This is a genomic window from Paenibacillus stellifer (assembly GCF_000758685.1).
GTDB lineage: Bacteria > Bacillota > Bacilli > Paenibacillales > Paenibacillaceae > Paenibacillus_AQ > Paenibacillus_AQ stellifer.
The window spans coordinates 4708815-4724970 of sequence record NZ_CP009286.1 but is presented as its reverse complement, the minus strand read 5'-3'; the positions used below and the strand labels follow the sequence as shown (position 1 = coordinate 4724970).

Sequence of the window (16156 nt, the reverse complement as noted above, 5' to 3'; positions counted from 1 at the left end):
GCCGCATATCAATCGCTACAAGCGCAGCCCCAGCTCCGGTAAGTACCGGCTCTGGGGCTGCTGCCATTCATAAACCCAAATGTTAAGAAGCGGATTGCGGCGCTGTGCTATTCCGCCTGTTGCAGACTCTGCTCCGGGCCGTTGATGCTGTATTTATTGAAGGTGATTTTGCCGTTCAGGGTGACGATTTTGAGGGTGTGGCTGCCATCCGCCAGGCCCGTTTTCTCAAATACGACCTTGTTGTAGCCTTCGAGATTGGCGGCGGTAAGATCGACCGTCTCTTGAAGAATATCGTCAATGTACACGCTCGCCAAGCCCATGTTGCTCTGGACATTGGCCAGCCAGCGGACGCCCGTTCCCGTGAAGGTGAAGGTAGCGGTCTCGGATGGCGATTCGGTCTCGTTCCAGCTGCCGTTGTCATTGGTAGTGATGCCGGGCGAGTAGTAGATTCCGATGTCGTTGAAGGCATAATCGTTCCAGCCCGGGTCTGTCTGTGAGGTCTGTGTAGGTGTGATCTCCATAAAGTCGAGATTGACGCCGCCGGTATTGCCGCCGTCATGCCGCAGTATGACGGTGTTCGGGCCGTCTGCAAGCGCAATGTCGGTCGAGATGCTCTTGTAGGCGCCAGCTCCTGAGGCTTTGCCGGTCGAGACGAACGTCAGCTTCCGGATCATTTGGCCGTTCACATACAGATTCAGCGTGGCATCCGCCGAGGTGGCGTAGCCGACGCGCAGGGTGTAGCTCCCGGCGCCCGGCATAATGTTGATGACGCTGACGCTGGAGCCGCTGGCATGCATGTCCCGGACATAGGCGCCACCTGAGGCGTAGGAGTCCGGCGTCGTTTTGGCGATGCCGCCAAGCTGAGCTTTCTCTGTCTCATAGAGCGGTCCGCCCGGCGTAACCGGCATGTCCGGCACGGTGAGCTGCAGCGGATCGCTCGCTGGCGAGAGATTGCCGGAATCGTCGCCTGCCTTGACGGTATACGAATAAGTCCGGTCATAGCTGATCGTCGTATCGGTGTAGCTGGTCAGCGAAGAAGGCAGTACGGCGATTTCTTCACCGTCCCGATATACCCGGTACGAGGTCGTCTCCGCGTTGTCCGACGATTCGTTCCAGCCGATGACTGCGGTGTTCCAGGTCGCCATCTCGGCCTTCACGAGAACCGGCTTCTGCGGAGCCTGCGTCTCCTCCTTAGTCAGGTACAGCTGAACGGCTTCACCGGCCGCCACGGTCAGGTCGAGATCGAGATAAGGGGACGCGGCCAGGTCGCTGACAGAGTAAGCCGCGTCAAGCGTCTGGCCGTCCCGGTACTGCAGAGCCCGGTACGTGCCGCTCTCCGGCAGCGTCACGCGCACGCTCACATGCCGCGCCGGCGTACCGGCAGGCCCGAAGCTCACGACGCTGACGATCTGCTTGTCGGCCGAGGCTCCTACGGCCGACGTTCCGAGTCCGGCCGTGTCGACGGCGCGGACATAGATCTTGCGGCCGGCGGAATCGTCGCCGCCAAGGAACGAGTACGGCAGCGGCGAGCCGTGCGTGGCATAGGCCGCGGCCAGGCGGCGGAACGTGCGCAGCCGGGTCTCGCCGCCTTCGGCGGAATTGGCCGCCCAGGCCATTGTGTCGGCGGCTTTATGCGTGCTCCAGTTCGCCGGACGAAGAAGCAGTGCATAGTTCGGATAAGATGAGTCGAAGGCGGTATGCTGCATGATATGGTCGGCGTAGCCGATGTCCGCGCGCATCTCCCGGTCGAAGACGGCTGCGTATTTATAGGCCGATGCCCCGAATTTGCTCTGGTCGGTGTGCAGATCATTCGCTCCGCTCTCGGTCATAACCATTTCCTTGGGCAGGCCGTCATCGGTGCCTCCGTCATAGCTGAGCAGATTCTCATTCAGCGCACCGCCCCGGGCCTGGGCCAGGCCGGACAGCGAATAGCTGTGTCCATTCGTCAGATCGGACAGCGCCTCGATCGGCTTCCGCTGCGCGGGATCGCGTTCCCATCCGTAGGGCGTGCCTTTGGTCGGCCAGTAGGCCCAGCCCGGGGCGACGATCTTCAGCCAGGGCGTGCTCGCCTTCTCGGATTGCAGGAACTGGGCCAGCTCCACAATCGAAGCCTGATTGTGGCTGAATACACCCGGTTCGTTGTCCATTTCGAGATAGGAGAAGTATGAGCCGTACGAGGCCATGAACTGGCGGTAATAGGTCTTCATGCTGTCTGTCATATGACCGGCGAGCATGTCCGGACTGTTCATGAAATCGGAGCCGAAAATACCGACCATCGGCTGCAGGTTCAGATCTTTCATCGTCTGCAAGTAGGAGACGATGCCGTTCTGCCAGGTGCTCTTGGTGTCCGACCAGAAGCCGGTGCGCAGCATGTTGCCGCTGTAGGCGATGCCGAGCCAGCGGGTCAGGTCCGGCAGCAGCCGGGTCACATTGTCATCGATAACGAAGCCGTTCGCGATGGCAGTCCCCAGATGGATGTAGCGCCCGTGGATTGGCTCGTCCGCCGGGGCGGCGAGTGCGGTCAAGGACAGCTCATCCCACTCGTACCACAGATTGGCGTCGCCTGCCGTGGTCGCGTAGGAGCCGGCGTATACCTCGAGCTTCAGCTCATTGACGCCGGCCTTCAGCAGCTCTTTAGGGATATAGAGCCGGTACAGCTCGCGGAAGGGATAGGCGGCTCCGCTGCCCGAGGTTCCGGCAATTTGCAGCAGGCCCGCGAGACGGCCGTTCGAGTAGACGGCCATTTGGGGCACAGAAATATAGGCGTTCAGAATATGAACGTCGAATTCCGCTCCGTAAGCGGGTAGGGCTTCCAGCGAGTAGCTGATGGAGAGCGTCTTGTTCACGCTGGCTTTCATGCCTTTGGGGAAGGTCTTCCAGTCGTTAGGCGCGCTTCCGTCAGGCAAATAGGCGGAGTAGCTGCCGGTCATGGCGCGATAATCGGAAAATTCAGCGGAGCTGCCGTCATGGGCGCCGATGGTCCAGAGCGGCCCCTCCGGCTGGACGGCTAGGCTGTCCGCCGAAGCGGCGTACACGCTTTGGGTAACGGCGCTGTCTCCAATCTTCCCGGTAACGGCGGTCTCCCCGGTAACAGCGGGTTCCCCGTCTGTTCCGGTCGCTCCGGTGACTGCGGTCTCCCCGTTATCAATGTAGCCGATGCCGTTGCCGGTGCTTGTGGCGGAAACGGCGCTCTGCCGCTCGGCGAACACGGTGTGCTGCGGGAGGGATGGGACGCCCAACACAAGAGCAAGCGCCGTCAGCAGGGCGATACCCTTGGTCAAGAGACGGCGCCGACGCGCGGTTGTGGTCGTGGCGGTTGCTGCGGATGCAGCGGGGACGGACTGATCTTGATGCGGATGCGGATTTCTCATGCTAATTCTCCTCCGGTTCTGGATACCCTTGTACGCCGCCGCTTCGCTCGGGTAAGCGTCGCGGCGCCCGGTACGGGCGGAGGAGGAATGACTTTCACAAACGGTGGCAATATTCAAATAGCGGATTCGTTCAAAAAAGCTCTTCCCCCGAAATGTCCGGGAACCGCGCCCTGAGGCGGGCGCAGCTTCTCGCATTTCTTTTTTCCGGCAGCGCGGCTGCCACCTTCGGCTCGTGTGAGACGAAGAAGGCCCTATGGCTTTGCGTCCTTGCCTTTCGGCAAGTTTGCCTTTGTCACAAATGGGTGGGACGGTACATGCAACTTGTATCAGGATGGGACAACAGCGGCGGGCAGCATCTATGTTAACGCTGCGGCTGAGGGCGAAGGAGGGGGAAGTGCGATTGGTACGTATGCCTCTACTAGGATGAAAGCCGGTACAGCCAAAGTCTTGCAGCGGTTCATGATTTACTATCGGAACGAAAATTGTCATTTTTTAGCGAAAAACAAAGAACGGTTCTATATAACTAGAAGAACCGTTCCAAAGGCAGGCCGTTAGACTAGGTCGTCTCCCGGATGGCAAGGCTGAATGCCAGGGGCTGAAGCGCCAGCGCCTTTCCCAGCAGCGCAGGAGCCAGCAGCCTGAAGGCGTTCTCCGCCTGGCCGGCAACCGGGTTCCGCACGGTCGTGATGCCCATCGTCTTCGCCAGCTCCGTATCGTCAAAGCCGACGATCGCCAGATTCTCCGGCACGCCCAGTCCCTGTCTGCGAGCTTCGCTTACTATACCTGCGGCAACTAGATCGTTCGCGCATAGAATCGCCTCGGGACGGTTCTGCTGCTCCATCAGGGAGCGCAGCACGCGCTCGCCGTCCGCGATGCTGTAGATGGAAGAATAGTACCATTGCTCATCTACAGGGAGGCTGTATGCAGCCATTGCCTGCTCGTACGCCTCCCGCCGGCTCTGCGTATTGATGCTGCTGGGACGGCCGAACGCATTGGCGATGCGGGTGTATCCTCGCGTGAGCAAATGTTCAAGGGCGAGGGCATAGCCCTCGAACTGGTTCATGGCGACCGACGGGATATCTGGATGGTCCATGCGCTGCCAGGACACGATAGGCCCGTATTTGCGGTAAGAGGCAATAAGGCCCGGGGAGCTGACGGAGGTCAGGATGAGCAGGCCGTCTACTCTTTTTCGCTTGAGATCCTCAAGGGCTTGAAGCTCCTTCTGGCTGTCTCCTCCGGTTGTATAAATGATCGTCTGGAACCCGTGCCGTCCGGCGCTCTCCACGAAGCCGTTCATGAAATGCAGAATCAGCTCGTTCAGATTCATCGTAATCATGCCGATCTGCTGGGTCCGGCCTTTGGACAGGGAAATGGCGTTCCGGTTGGGTACATAGTCCTGTTCCTTCATGATGGCCAGTATTTTCTTGCGGGTGTCCGGACTTACATGCCGTGAGCCGTTGAGCACCCGGGATACCGTCGCTTTGGAGAAGCCGGACAGCTTGGCTATTTGATCGAGTGTGGACATGGGTTGTCTCCTTGCCGTGATCTAATGCTTGACATGTAACGCGTTCCAAGGTTTAGGATGCCGGTATATCCTTATCATAACGAAAAAGGCGGGAAAAAACATGAAACTTCAGTTTCCGGAAGGATTTCTCTGGGGCGGCGCGGTAGCCGCGAATCAGCTGGAAGGGGCGTATCAGGAGGACGGCAAGGGCTGGTCTACCCAGGATGTGAGTCCTCATGGCGTCAAGACGCCGCCGACGGATGTGCCGACCGAAGACAATATGAAGCTGATCGGCATCGATTTTTATCACCGGTATAAGGAAGATATCAAGCTGTTCGCGGAGATGGGCTTCAAGGTGTTCCGGACGTCCATCGCCTGGTCGCGGATTTTTCCGAAAGGGGACGAGCTGGAGCCGAACGAGAAGGGGCTGCAGTTCTACGACGATCTGTTCGATGAATGCCATAAATACGGCATCGAGCCGCTGGTCACGATTTCCCATTATGAAACGCCGCTGCATCTGGCCCGGGAATATGACGGCTGGGTGAACCGCAAGCTGGTGGGCTTTTACGAGCGGTATGCGGAGACGATTTTTACCCGTTACAAGCATAAAGTGAAATACTGGCTGACCTTCAACGAGATCAACTCCATTCTGGAGTTTCCGTTCATGAGCGGCGGCATCGGTACGCCCAAAGAGAAGCTGAGCAAGCAGGACCTGTACCAGGCCATTCACCATGAGCTTGTGGCGAGCGCGGCGGCTGTTAGAATTGGACATGAAATCAATCCGGACTTCAAGATCGGGTGCATGGTGCTGAGCATGCCGATCTATCCGCTAACGCCGAACCCGGACGATGTGATCCAAGCGATGAAGAGCGACCATAACAATACGTTCTTCGCAGACGTGCACGCACGCGGTTATTATCCGGGATACATGAAGCGGTTCTTCCGCGAGAACGGTATCGAGATCCATTTTGAGCCGGGGGACGAGGAGATTCTGAAGCATACAGTGGATTTCGTCTCGTTCAGCTATTACATGAGCATTTGTGAGACGGCCGACCCGGCGAAGCAGATCAAGGGAGAAGGCAATCTTCTGGGCGGCGTGCCGAATCCGTACCTGAAATCGAGCGATTGGGGCTGGCAGATCGATCCTCAGGGACTCCGGTACATTCTGAATGCGTTCTGGGACCGTTATCAGAAGCCGCTGTTCATTGTGGAAAATGGCCTCGGCGCCGCCGATCAGCTGGTGACCCTGGAGAATGGCGAGAAGACGGTGGAGGACGGCTACCGGATCAATTATTTGAAGGAGCATCTCGTTCAGGTTGCCGAAGCAATCGCGGACGGTGTGGATGTGATGGGATATACGACCTGGGGCTGCATCGACCTCGTCAGCGCCTCAACCGCGGAACTGAAGAAGCGTTACGGCTTCATCTATGTCGACCGTCATGACGACGGATCGGGAACGCTTGAGCGGTACCGCAAGAAGTCGTTCCATTGGTACAAAGAGGTGATCGGGACGAATGGGCAGAGCCTGTTTGAGTAAGCGGGGAAAATGGACAAAAGGATCGGGCATAAGCGCCGGGTCCTTTTTGTTGCAGGCTTTAGCCCGTTGAGTACGTGAAAAACGATTCAGATTAGAATCGCCCACTCTCTAAAGCTCCTTTTGTTTTTGCAGAGGTTTTAATCTCTGAAATAAATAGTCCGGCTAATGTAAGTACAATCCCGAACACAGAAGTACGGGGAATCGTTTCATGAAGTACAAGAACAGAGGTAACAACGGTTATGACTGGAACCATATAAATATAAACGCTGGTTTTCACTGCACCCAATAGTTTAACCGCAGAGTTCCACGTTACAAAACACAGGGCGGATGCTCCCAATCCCAAGAACAGAATGTTAAACAGATTGACCGGCTGTATCAATTGATCAAGGTTTGGTTCAAACTCAAAGAGGAATAAGGCGGGAATCATGAATATTAATCCATAGAAGAAAATTCTCCGTGTTGCCTGGATCGTGTTATAGTGAAAACCGCTGATTTTCTTTGTCAGGACCGAATAGGCGGCCCATATCACAGCGGCTAAAACAGCCAGTATATCTCCCAATGGATTCAATTTCAAATGACTGCTTCCGTTAAAGCTAATAAGAAAAATTCCGATAACAGCAACCGCAAAACCTATAAAAAATTGCAATCTCAATTTTTCTCCATCTAAAAACAGATGCGCCAAGATAGCAGTAAAAAACGGTGCAATTGAAATAATGACCCCTACATTGGATGCAAAGGTATAAGTCAGGGCGATGTTTTCAAGCAAATAGTATAGGGTGACACCACATAAACCAGCCGCAGCAAAATACAACTCCTGTTTTCTTTTCTTGACTCTTAGCCTGCGAGGGTAAGCCACAAGCAGCACAATGAAACCGATTGTAAATCTTAAAAACAGTACTTCAGTTGGAGAAATGGCTTTCAAAAGTATCTTTGTTGATATGAATGTTGTTCCCCAAATAAAGATTGTAATAAATGCGAATAAATGTCCCGTAATCTCTTGTCTTCTGTCCATAAGAACCCTTTCTATACAAAGACTCAATTGTGAGCATCCTTGAAAATGTTCATGTATTGTTTTGGCGTTAGCCCTATAAACTTCTTGAAGAAGTTGGAAAAGTGGCTCTGGTCGGTAAACCCTGTCTGTAATGCCACATCTATTGGCAAAATGCCTTGCTCCAGCATTTTCTTTGCTTTGTCAATTCGGATCGTTTCTAAATAACTATAAGGAGAGATTCCCTTCTGCTTGGTAAAAGAGCGAAGAAGATAGTATTTGCTTAGTCCGGTCAGCTTGCACAGGTCGTTCAGCGTAATGTTTTCCATGTAGTGATTTTCCAAAAAATCACAGATTGCCCTTGCTTCCATGCTTTGCTCTGTATTTCCTGCTGGTACGGCCTGCTCCGTATATTCTTCTACCAGCTGCTCCAGAAGGAAAAAAAAGATTTCCTCTTTTCTAAAATCGCTTTCCTCCTCCATAAGCATTTGATGTAATTCCCGAAGCACAACAACCAAATCGCTATGAAAAACTACTTGTGACGTAAAGTAGGGTAAATATTCTTTTCCTGTTATTTCACAGATTGCCTTGCTCATAATTTCCGGTTGGATATTGATGCAGCGATAATCCAGTGTTTGACCGTCGATTTGTTCGCAAGCATGGTTATCGCGCGGATTAAACAGTAATAAATCTCCCGGTTCTATGGTGTACTCTTTGTTCTTGCAAGACAAAAGCCGCTGACCTTTTTCAATAAAACCAATCACATAATACTCATGAAAATGATTGGGGAATTTCTGCATAATTCCTTGAAAATGATAGACTTCCACTTTCAGCTCCGTATCATATTTTACCGTTCTTATTTCTTGTTTCAAAAACGTTCCTCCTTTCCTGAATGTCTGATACTTAGTGTACCCCAAGAGGCATCAGCATTCTTGTATGATATTGCTCTATTGGTTTGGGGCAAGCCGCCCCAAGCCCTGCAACTTCGGGCCAGCATGGCCCGAAGTTCCGCTATCCGGATACAGAAATACCGCCCATCTTGTCCCAATGGGCGGTATCTTGTGTAATGTGATAGCTCATATGTAAGTACAGTAGGCTTGAATGAAGCAATCGCAGCTAAATACATTCGTGCACATAAAACAGGAAGGCCGGTGTTCCGCCATGTCGGAAACAGGAATCAGTGACTCATTCCCGCCATGCCGCTGATGATCTCGGGATTAACCATGCCGAAGATCATGGCGATGTGGGCGACGACGAGAAAGCCGCTGACGAAGATGAAATGCAGCTTCATCTTCCGCTCTTCCGGACTCCGGCGGGCGATAAGTCCCAAATCGAGCAGAGCCAATGGCAGCAGGAAGAATACGCCGCTCAGGTAAAAGCTGACAGCCACCACATCCACCCAGGTATGCCATTCCCCGTTCACGGTTAAAGGCACGAATGCGGTAGGGAACAGATACAGGAAGATGCCTGTAAAATACAGGCCGGCCAGGATGCTGCAAACCCGGTTGAAGGAGCGCAGGCCGCCGCCTGTGTTTTTGCCGAACAGAATGAAAAATTCCGTCACCGTAATCGTCTCGGCGAAGATCACGGGGATCGCCATGAAGATAATCAGATTCCAAGGCTGGTTGTCCGCCAGAAGGGACATGTAATGCGTCATATTCATACCCAACAATTCCCCCAGTACAATTCTTTACTATCACACTCAGTGTAAGGGGGAATTGTGTGGAAAGAATGGAGAAAAGCAGATATCGGCAGAGAACACGGGCTGTCCTGGCCGACTAGTGGGCGTAAATGTTCCAAGATCGATATCCGCTTGCAGCAAATGTCTCTTGTCCCGGACTGTTCGCCCGGGCTGTTTGGATGCTGCAGCAGGGTAAGCAGAAGTTGTCAGGGCGAGAGACGCGCCTTCTTCCGCCCCCTTCTTGTGGAAGAAGGAAAGCGCATTAAATCTGTGATATGATCTAGATATACACTCGTTTGTCCGCTCAAGAAGGAGAGAGAACCGTTGAACGATAAGGTGAAGGAAGCTTACGAGTTTCTGGGACTTCCCGAAGAGGTCCAGATGGAAGAAGTGAACCGCCGTTTTGACATGCTGCTGAAGCGCCGCCGCTCGATCGGAGCACCCGGGACCGCGGAAGCACTGGCCTTCGAGAAGGAGGTGCAGGCCTACCGCCTGATTCTGGACACGCATGCCAAGCAGGAGGTGGAAGAAGCCGAGAGCAACCGGCTGCAGAAGTACGGGCGCTTTGCAGGCACGGCACGGCGGCTTGAGGATTTCTTCAGACTATACCGGACACAGGTCATACTGGGAATCATCGCTGTGGCCGTGCTAATCGGAGGCGGAATTGCCTATAAGAATCATCTGGATAAACAGCGCTATCTGGCCAGTCTGCCTCCGGTTGATCTGAATATTTTGTTCCTTGGCAACTTCATGGCCGAGGATGACCCCGAGGGAGACGGCGCCCCGCTGGAGGCTGCGATCCTGAAGTCCTTCCCGGACTGGAAGAGGGTGGAGACACGGCTTATCCCGCTAACTTCGAATGGAGGAGCGACCGAGGTCGCTTACAGACAGAAGGCGATGGCGGAGATGTCGGTTGATCCGCCGGATCTCGTCGTGCTCGACAAGGATACCCTTGCCTGGCTGGCACAGGGAGAAGGTATCGAGAAGCTGAAGGATTCCTGGCTTGCGGAATGGCTCGGAGGCAAGAGCGGAGACGGCATTGTGGAGAAGGCTGTCAATACGGAAGACGGCATTGAGTCGGCTTATGGCATCAATTTTACGGATAGCAAGCTGGCGGCATCCCTGCCGGTTCTTCATAACGATACGAAATTGATCGCCGGGATATTCCCGAACTCCAAAAATCATGATAAAGCGCTGGAGTTCTTGAAGGAAGCTGCTGAGCAAGAGTCTGCGAAGTAAGAGCGGCATTCGTCCGCCAACTTATCGACTACAAGCTCCCCGATGGCATGATAATCATCCCGCAGCCGCTTCGGCATCCGGATGCCTGGAGCATTCGGCCCGGATAACAATACCGGATGAATACCTTTTTGCAAAATAAGCACAGGTCGCTGCTGCAACACAACAAGAAACCGGCCTCCCCAGGGAGAACCGGTTTCTTGTGCTTGCTTGCGGACGGGTGATCAGCGCGCCAGCCAGCCGCCGTCGACGCAGAGAATATGGCCGTTCAGATAATCGGAAGCGGCGGAAGCCAGGAATACAGCTGGCCCCTTCACGTCATCCGGCGTGCCCCAGCGGCCGGCCGGAATCCGGTCAAGGATGGAGCTCGAACGGTTCTCGTCGGCGCGGATCGGCGCGGTGTTCTCGGTCGCCATGTAGCCCGGAGCGATGGCGTTGGTGTTCACGCCATACTGCGCCCATTCATTGGCGAACGCCTTGGTCAGGCCCGCTACGCCGTGCTTGGCGGCGGTATAGCCCGGCACATTGATGCCGCCCTGGTAGGAGAGCATGGAGCAGATGTTGATGATTTTGCCCGATCCTCTCTCGATATAATGTCTGCCCGCGATCTGGGACAGCAGGAATACGGTGTTAAGGTTCAGGTTGATGACGTCGAACCAGTCTTTCTCGCTGTGATCCTTGGCTGGTGCACGGCGGATGATGCCGGCGTTGTTCACGAGGATGTCGACCTTGCCGGTCAGCGTAATGGCTTGGTCGAATGCGGATTGCAGGACGCTGTGGTCGCCGAGATCCGCTTCAACGCTGAGGGCTTTCACGCCGAATGCTTCGGCCTGCTTCACGGTCTCTTCGCTGGTATTCAGCGATACGGATACGATATCGGCGCCGGCTTCGGCAAGCGCCAGGGCGATGCCTTGGCCCAAGCCCTGGGCGGCACCGGTTACGAGCGCTGTCTTGCCTTTCAGGCTGAATAAAGTTGACATAAGCGATATGCTCCTTTTCGGGTTAGAGATGAATGTGTAATCTGTTCACCCGCAGTCGATATCGGCGCCGGCGGCCCGGAATGAAGCCTCTGTTTCGGACGGGAGGCCCTTGTCGGTAATCAGCGCATCGACTTCCCGCAGTGTCGCGAAGGTGCGGAGCGCGGTCCGGCCGAATTTATGGTGATCGACGACGGCAATGACCTGGTTCGCCGTCTTGACGAGCGCCTGCTTATATTCCAGGGCATCTCCCGTATACACCGAGAGCCCGTGCTCGATATGGACGGCGGTAGCCGACAGAAATGCTTTTTTTATATTAAGACTGCTTACATAGGAGACGGCTTCTGGACCGGTCAAGGTGTTCCGGACGCGGTAGCCCCCCGGGACGACAAGCTGAATCTGATCCTTGGGAACAAGCTCGCTGATAATATGGACGTCGTTGGTTATCACGGTCAGGGGAAGATTGTCCAGACGCCGGGCGATGGCCAGCGTGGTGCTGCCTCCGTCCAGTGCGATAATATCCTCACGCTCGATATAGCGGACCGCCCGCTCGGCGATCTCCGCCTTCTCGCCGGAGAATGTGCCCAGCGGCTCTTTGGAGGGGAGTATGCCGAATTGGTCGCTCTGCGCCAGCACGGCTCCGCCGTGCACGCGCTTGATAAGACCCTGCTCCTCCAGTCTGGTGAGGTCCTCGCGGATCGTCTTCCCGGTTACCTGCAGCTTCTCGCTCAGTTCGTTAACCGTAACGTCTTTCTGATTCAGCATCACTTCCATGATTAGTTCGTGCCGTCTGATCGGGTTCATGACCTGTCTGCCTCTCTATCCGTGCGTATTTTGTCTCTATTGTAACTCTTTCATGGAGACAGGGTCCATATCGTCGTACCGGATATTATCTCCGGCCATACTCCAGATGAAGGTATAATTGCTCGTGCCAACGCCGCTGTGAATCGACCAGCTTGGGGAGATGACGGCTTCTTCGTTGCGCATGATGATGTGGCGCGTCTCCTTCGGCTCGCCCATCAGATGCACGACTACGGCGTCTTCCGGAAGCTCGAAATAGAAATAGGCTTCCATCCGGCGCGGATGGGTGTGAGCCGGCATTGTGTTCCACATATTGCCCGGCTTCAGCTGGGTCAGGCCCATAACGAGCTGGCAGCTCTGAATGCCATTCGCATGAATAAGCCGGTGAATCGAACGTTCGTTGGAGTTCTTGATGTCGCCGAGATCCGCAAATTCGGACGATTCCAGCGTCGCCTTGACCGTCGGATATGTCTTGTGGGCCGGAGCGGAATTCAGATAGAACTTCGCCGGATTTGCACTGTCCGCACTCTTGAACTGCACATCCTTCGTCCCCGCGCCGACATACAGACATTCCTTGGCGTTCAGCTCATACTCGGCTCCGTCCGCTACCACGGTTCCTTTGCCGCCGACATTGATAATGCCGAGCTCGCGGCGCTCCAGAAAATAAGTGACACCGAGCTCCTTCAGATCGGTTGCGAGCACGACCGGTTCTTTCACCGGCATGGCTCCGCCGACAATCATGCGGTCCTCGTGAGTCAGCACCAGCTTGAGTTCGTCCGCTGCGAACAGCACCGGCACATGAAATTCTTGCCGAAGACGTCCGGTATCGAACTGCTTGACTTCATTCGGATGGGAAGCAAAGCGTCTTTCCATGATTTTGCATGCTCCTTTTTATAAAAAATGTGGTTCATATTAGTACAATCTACTCCATTTACGTTCATTTATCAAGGTGTGTTTTCGGATTATTTTGTATGTTTAGGTTTATGTGAAGACTTTTTTATTGTAAAATGAACGCGTGAGCAGAAAATGAACCGTATGAACGGAGGCATAATGATGGGGAAAGATGCTGCAGTTCCGGGAACACCCCGGGAACGTCAAAGACAGCTGATCATTGCAATTGCGGAAGCAGCGGCAGAACTGCCGCTGCTTGAAGGCGGATTATGGTTTCATGATGATGTGCGGAATAATTTCTATTATGCGTCCTACTTGTTTGCGGCAGCCAAGGATCAGTCCCTGGACGTAACCTTCGACCGGATCGAGGCGGTGTCGCAGGCGGAAGGCGTGCTGGAGCGGACGCTGCTGCTGCAGAACCGTGTCCCCGGTACGAAGCAGTATGGCCACTGGCCGCTTGGGCTGGCGCCAGTTCCGGCAGAGGCTCTGCCGCATGAGCTTCCGGTTGAAATCATGGGCAGCCTGATGGCCTATTTCCGTCAAAGATACGGAGATGCCCTCAGCGAGCGCGTTCGGGAACTGTTGGATTCGGCGATCGAGCATGTGTACGCCAGCGGCTTCTTCCGCAAGCCGCTTGAATATTATGGACATCACGAGGCGAAATACACGGCGGCCAAGCTGATCTTCGGCAGCCTCTTCGGCGACAAGGAGCTGGTGGAAGACGGGAGAGCCTGCCTTAAGGAGACCTTGCGGTATATCCGGGAGAGCGGCATGCCCGAATACGGCAGCCTGCCTTGGTTCTGGCATTGGGTTCAAGCCTATACCTGCGCCCTGGAGATGGCGGGGGAGAGCGACGAAGACCTGCGCAGCGGTCTGAAGGAGATGCTGGATTACTTGTGGGGCCAGCGGGCGTTGTTCTATTTGCAGGGCGCCTGGGTTGGCGCCCACTCCAGAGGCTGGCCGCATGATGTGCCGGGCGATGCCAATGTGCTGCATGATTATGTGCAGTTCGGGGATTTCGCGCTGCCGGAGAAGATGCCGCGAACGGAATATGCCGGCTTTCTCTATTATGAAGCTCCGGAAGCGGCGCGGCGTCTGGCGCTGGACCGGAGCCAGCCGTCTGAAGCGAAGAAGGCTACGCGGAAGGTTGTCCCGGTCGGCCCGGCTCAGCCGGAGCTTCATTCCTACGCCTATATAACGGAGGACTACGCCGCCGGCGGGCTGTGGGAACGGGTGGACGAATTCGACAACGAGCAGCTTCGCTGGGCTTATTCGCTTCCGGTGAAGCCCGGTCGCCGGGTCAACCGGCTGTATTTCTTCCCGCCCGGCGACGGCTATAGCGAGGGCGATCCGCGCCACCAGAGCCGCCATATGGAGGTGCTGTACCGGCGGAATGTGACGGCCGCCCTGTTCACGGGGCCGGAGGGAAGCCCAAGCCCTGTCGGCATACTGCCGCCCGGCACATGGCTGGCGAAGCCGCGGGCGCTGTACGGACAGACGGACTCCGTCTATTTCGCCGTCTACTTGTCCGGCGAATACGGACTAACCGAACGTCCGGATTATACAGAGGTTAACTTGCAGCAGAGACAGGGCGGAGTCATTGTCGAGGCGCTGGGAGCGGCTGAAGCGTCAGCCGCTGGAATCGCCGGGCTGGAAGCCTTCGCGGAAGCGATGGAGACGGGACAGCCCGCCTTCGACTGGGATGGATCGGCCATCCGGTCGGTCGCCTGGGACAGCTCGGCGGGCGAGCGGATATTTCTTGCAGCCGGGCCGGAGGGGCCGAATGCCTTGGTTGACGGCGTGCCGGTGTCTTTTGAAGATTACTTGGTGTAAGGAAAAAAATTCCATATATCAGGATCAGGGCGTGAAGCAAGCGGCCCTGGTTCGTTCAATATTGTGCTTGATAAATGCTGTTCTCATCGAAAAAAGCTCTTGTCTGCCCGAGATGGGCTGGACAAGAGCATTTTTATTTTGCCGGAGTCTGATCCAATCGGCCTCTGGTCTAATCGGATCTCTCCCCGTAACCAATAACCGCGCCTTCCCCCTCACACCTCGCCCACGATTTCCCCGCACAGCGAGACATCGTAGCCGCCAAGACCGGCCACTTCATGCTTGAATTCGGGCGAGCGGAGTACCGCGAGCAGCGCCCGGAACGCCGGCTTGTCCATATCCTTCCGGTCAAAGACGAGATCATAGCGTTCCTTCTTGAGCGGGATAAAATCGACCCCGGATACTTGCTCCGCAGCCTTCTCCGTGCCGAGTCCCGTATCCGCAAGTCCCCGGGCAACCGCGCTCGCCACCGCGATATGGCTCAGCTCCTCATGCTCATACCCCTGAATGCGCTCCGGCTCAAGCTGCTTGCCCCGCAGCCATTCGTCCAGCATGATCCGGGTTCCGGAGCCTTTCTCCCGGTTGGCGATGGTGATTCCCGGCTCCAGCAGGCTCTCCCAGGAGACGATGCCTTTCGGATTGCCGGGGGCGACATAGAGGCCCTGCTGGCGGAACACGAGACCGACAACGACGCTCCGCTGCCCGGGCAGCAGTCTGCGCACATAGGGCAGGTTGTATTCGTCGGTCTCTCCGTCCCAGAGATGGGCGGCGGCGACATTAGCCGTTCCCCGGTACAGGGCGAGCAGCCCGTCCAGGCTTCCGATATAGGAGCGCAGGGACCGGACGCCGGGATAGCCGGATTCAATGTGACGCGACAGCACGTCCAGCACAATATCCTGGCCGCAAATGATAAGGCCGTGATTATCCAGAATAAGCTTCTCGACGGACATCGGGGGAGCTGAAGTCGGCCGCTGGCCTGCGCCATAGGCGGGGCGGGTATAGGCTTCGAGGTCGGCGGGAGCGACGCGAAGCTTCTTGCCGATCCGGTAAGAGGGGAGCTCGCCGCGTTTCAGCAGATCGTAGACGGTGCCCTTGGAAATTTTCAGGATTTTGGCCACTTCTTCGGGAGAGTAGGACAAAGGCTCGGTCAATGATGTCACCTCGCATGATTTTTCAACATATCGTAAATTTGCGTTTAATTTTGCTCTTGTAACTGATTATAAACTGGGATAAACTTTTTTTAAAAATCCGGTTTTGTTGTGTTTTGTATCAAAATGTAACGTTTCGTTCGGTTTTATTCAATAAATTGATTCGAAAATTGATTCAAAAATGCAGTGGAG

12 protein-coding genes and 1 riboswitch are annotated in these 16156 nt (G+C 55.3%); of the genes, 3 read left to right on the top strand and 9 right to left on the bottom strand.

Translation table 11 applies throughout. The annotated features are described in order from the left end of the window. Positions 1–107: 107 nt before the first annotated feature. Complete coding sequence (locus PSTEL_RS26490; RefSeq protein ID WP_052098824.1) at positions 108–3371, bottom strand: polysaccharide lyase family protein; 3264 nt, start codon at positions 3369–3371, stop codon at positions 108–110. Between the two features lie 203 nt (positions 3372–3574). After that, positions 3575–3669: riboswitch (cyclic di-GMP riboswitch) on the bottom strand. Positions 3670–3927: 258 nt separating this feature from the next. Then, on the bottom strand, positions 3928–4896 hold the full coding sequence (locus PSTEL_RS21770) for a LacI family DNA-binding transcriptional regulator (protein ID WP_038698615.1): 969 nt from the start codon (positions 4894–4896) through the stop codon (positions 3928–3930). Between the two features lie 100 nt (positions 4897–4996). Here PSTEL_RS21770 and PSTEL_RS21765 point away from each other — a divergent pair, with 100 nt between their 5' ends. Further along, positions 4997–6412: a glycoside hydrolase family 1 protein gene (locus tag PSTEL_RS21765; protein WP_038698613.1), complete on the top strand. Its 1416-nt coding sequence runs from the start codon at positions 4997–4999 to the stop codon at positions 6410–6412. 91 nt (positions 6413–6503) lie between these two features. Here the strand turns inward: PSTEL_RS21765 and PSTEL_RS21760 are convergent, their stop codons facing one another. The 3 genes from PSTEL_RS21760 to PSTEL_RS21750 all read right to left on the bottom strand — a co-directional run bounded on the left by PSTEL_RS21760 (position 6504) and on the right by PSTEL_RS21750 (position 9063). Beyond that, a complete protein-coding gene (locus tag PSTEL_RS21760) occupies positions 6504–7424 on the bottom strand; it encodes a DMT family transporter (protein ID WP_038701466.1) in 921 nt (306 codons plus the stop codon). A 23-nt stretch (positions 7425–7447) separates the two neighbouring features. After that, positions 7448–8272, bottom strand: a complete 825-nt coding sequence (locus PSTEL_RS21755; RefSeq protein WP_038698611.1) for an AraC family ligand binding domain-containing protein — start codon at positions 8270–8272, stop codon at positions 7448–7450. A 305-nt stretch (positions 8273–8577) separates the two neighbouring features. Further along, positions 8578–9063, bottom strand: a complete 486-nt coding sequence (locus PSTEL_RS21750; protein ID WP_038698609.1) for a DUF6803 family protein — start codon at positions 9061–9063, stop codon at positions 8578–8580. 342 nt (positions 9064–9405) lie between these two features. On the opposite strand from PSTEL_RS21750, the gene PSTEL_RS21745 reads away from it, so the two are divergent. Next, on the top strand, positions 9406–10320 hold the full coding sequence (locus PSTEL_RS21745; RefSeq protein ID WP_038698607.1) for a hypothetical protein: 915 nt from the start codon (positions 9406–9408) through the stop codon (positions 10318–10320). 221 nt (positions 10321–10541) lie between these two features. On the opposite strand, the gene kduD is transcribed toward PSTEL_RS21745, so the two are convergent. Genes kduD through kduI form a run of 3 tightly spaced genes read right to left on the bottom strand, consistent with a single transcriptional unit; the run spans position 10542 to position 12968 of the window. Next, entirely contained in the window at positions 10542–11297 is a 756-nt protein-coding gene (gene kduD, locus PSTEL_RS21740; protein WP_038698603.1) for a 2-dehydro-3-deoxy-D-gluconate 5-dehydrogenase KduD, read from the bottom strand. A 45-nt stretch (positions 11298–11342) separates the two neighbouring features. After that, on the bottom strand, positions 11343–12098 hold the full coding sequence (locus PSTEL_RS21735) for a DeoR/GlpR family DNA-binding transcription regulator (protein WP_038698601.1): 756 nt from the start codon (positions 12096–12098) through the stop codon (positions 11343–11345). Between the two features lie 36 nt (positions 12099–12134). Continuing rightward, a complete protein-coding gene (kduI, locus tag PSTEL_RS21730; protein ID WP_038698599.1) occupies positions 12135–12968 on the bottom strand; it encodes a 5-dehydro-4-deoxy-D-glucuronate isomerase in 834 nt (277 codons plus the stop codon). A 177-nt stretch (positions 12969–13145) separates the two neighbouring features. On the opposite strand from kduI, the gene PSTEL_RS21725 reads away from it, so the two are divergent. Then, entirely contained in the window at positions 13146–14819 is a 1674-nt protein-coding gene (locus tag PSTEL_RS21725; protein WP_245625004.1) for a hypothetical protein, read from the top strand. A 212-nt stretch (positions 14820–15031) separates the two neighbouring features. Here PSTEL_RS21725 and PSTEL_RS21720 read toward each other — a convergent pair whose 3' ends face one another. Continuing rightward, on the bottom strand, positions 15032–15976 hold the full coding sequence (locus tag PSTEL_RS21720) for a substrate-binding domain-containing protein (RefSeq protein WP_342666528.1): 945 nt from the start codon (positions 15974–15976) through the stop codon (positions 15032–15034). Positions 15977–16156 lie beyond the last annotated feature (180 nt).

Bases quoted from the DNA above. Each gene is read 5' to 3' on its own strand.
- PSTEL_RS21760 (WP_038701466.1), bottom strand. From the start codon at position 7,424: ATGGACAGAAGACAAGAGATTACGGGACATTTATTCGCATTTATTACA.
- PSTEL_RS21750 (WP_038698609.1), bottom strand. From the start codon at position 9,063: ATGAATATGACGCATTACATGTCCCTTCTGGCGGACAACCAGCCTTGG.
- PSTEL_RS21765 (WP_038698613.1), top strand. From the start codon at position 4,997: ATGAAACTTCAGTTTCCGGAAGGATTTCTCTGGGGCGGCGCGGTAGCC.
- PSTEL_RS26490 (WP_052098824.1), bottom strand. From the start codon at position 3,371: ATGAGAAATCCGCATCCGCATCAAGATCAGTCCGTCCCCGCTGCATCC.
- kduI (WP_038698599.1), bottom strand. From the start codon at position 12,968: ATGGAAAGACGCTTTGCTTCCCATCCGAATGAAGTCAAGCAGTTCGAT.
- kduD (WP_038698603.1), bottom strand. From the start codon at position 11,297: ATGTCAACTTTATTCAGCCTGAAAGGCAAGACAGCGCTCGTAACCGGT.
- PSTEL_RS21725 (WP_245625004.1), top strand. From the start codon at position 13,146: ATGATGGGGAAAGATGCTGCAGTTCCGGGAACACCCCGGGAACGTCAA.
- PSTEL_RS21770 (WP_038698615.1), bottom strand. From the start codon at position 4,896: ATGTCCACACTCGATCAAATAGCCAAGCTGTCCGGCTTCTCCAAAGCG.
- PSTEL_RS21735 (WP_038698601.1), bottom strand. From the start codon at position 12,098: ATGAACCCGATCAGACGGCACGAACTAATCATGGAAGTGATGCTGAAT.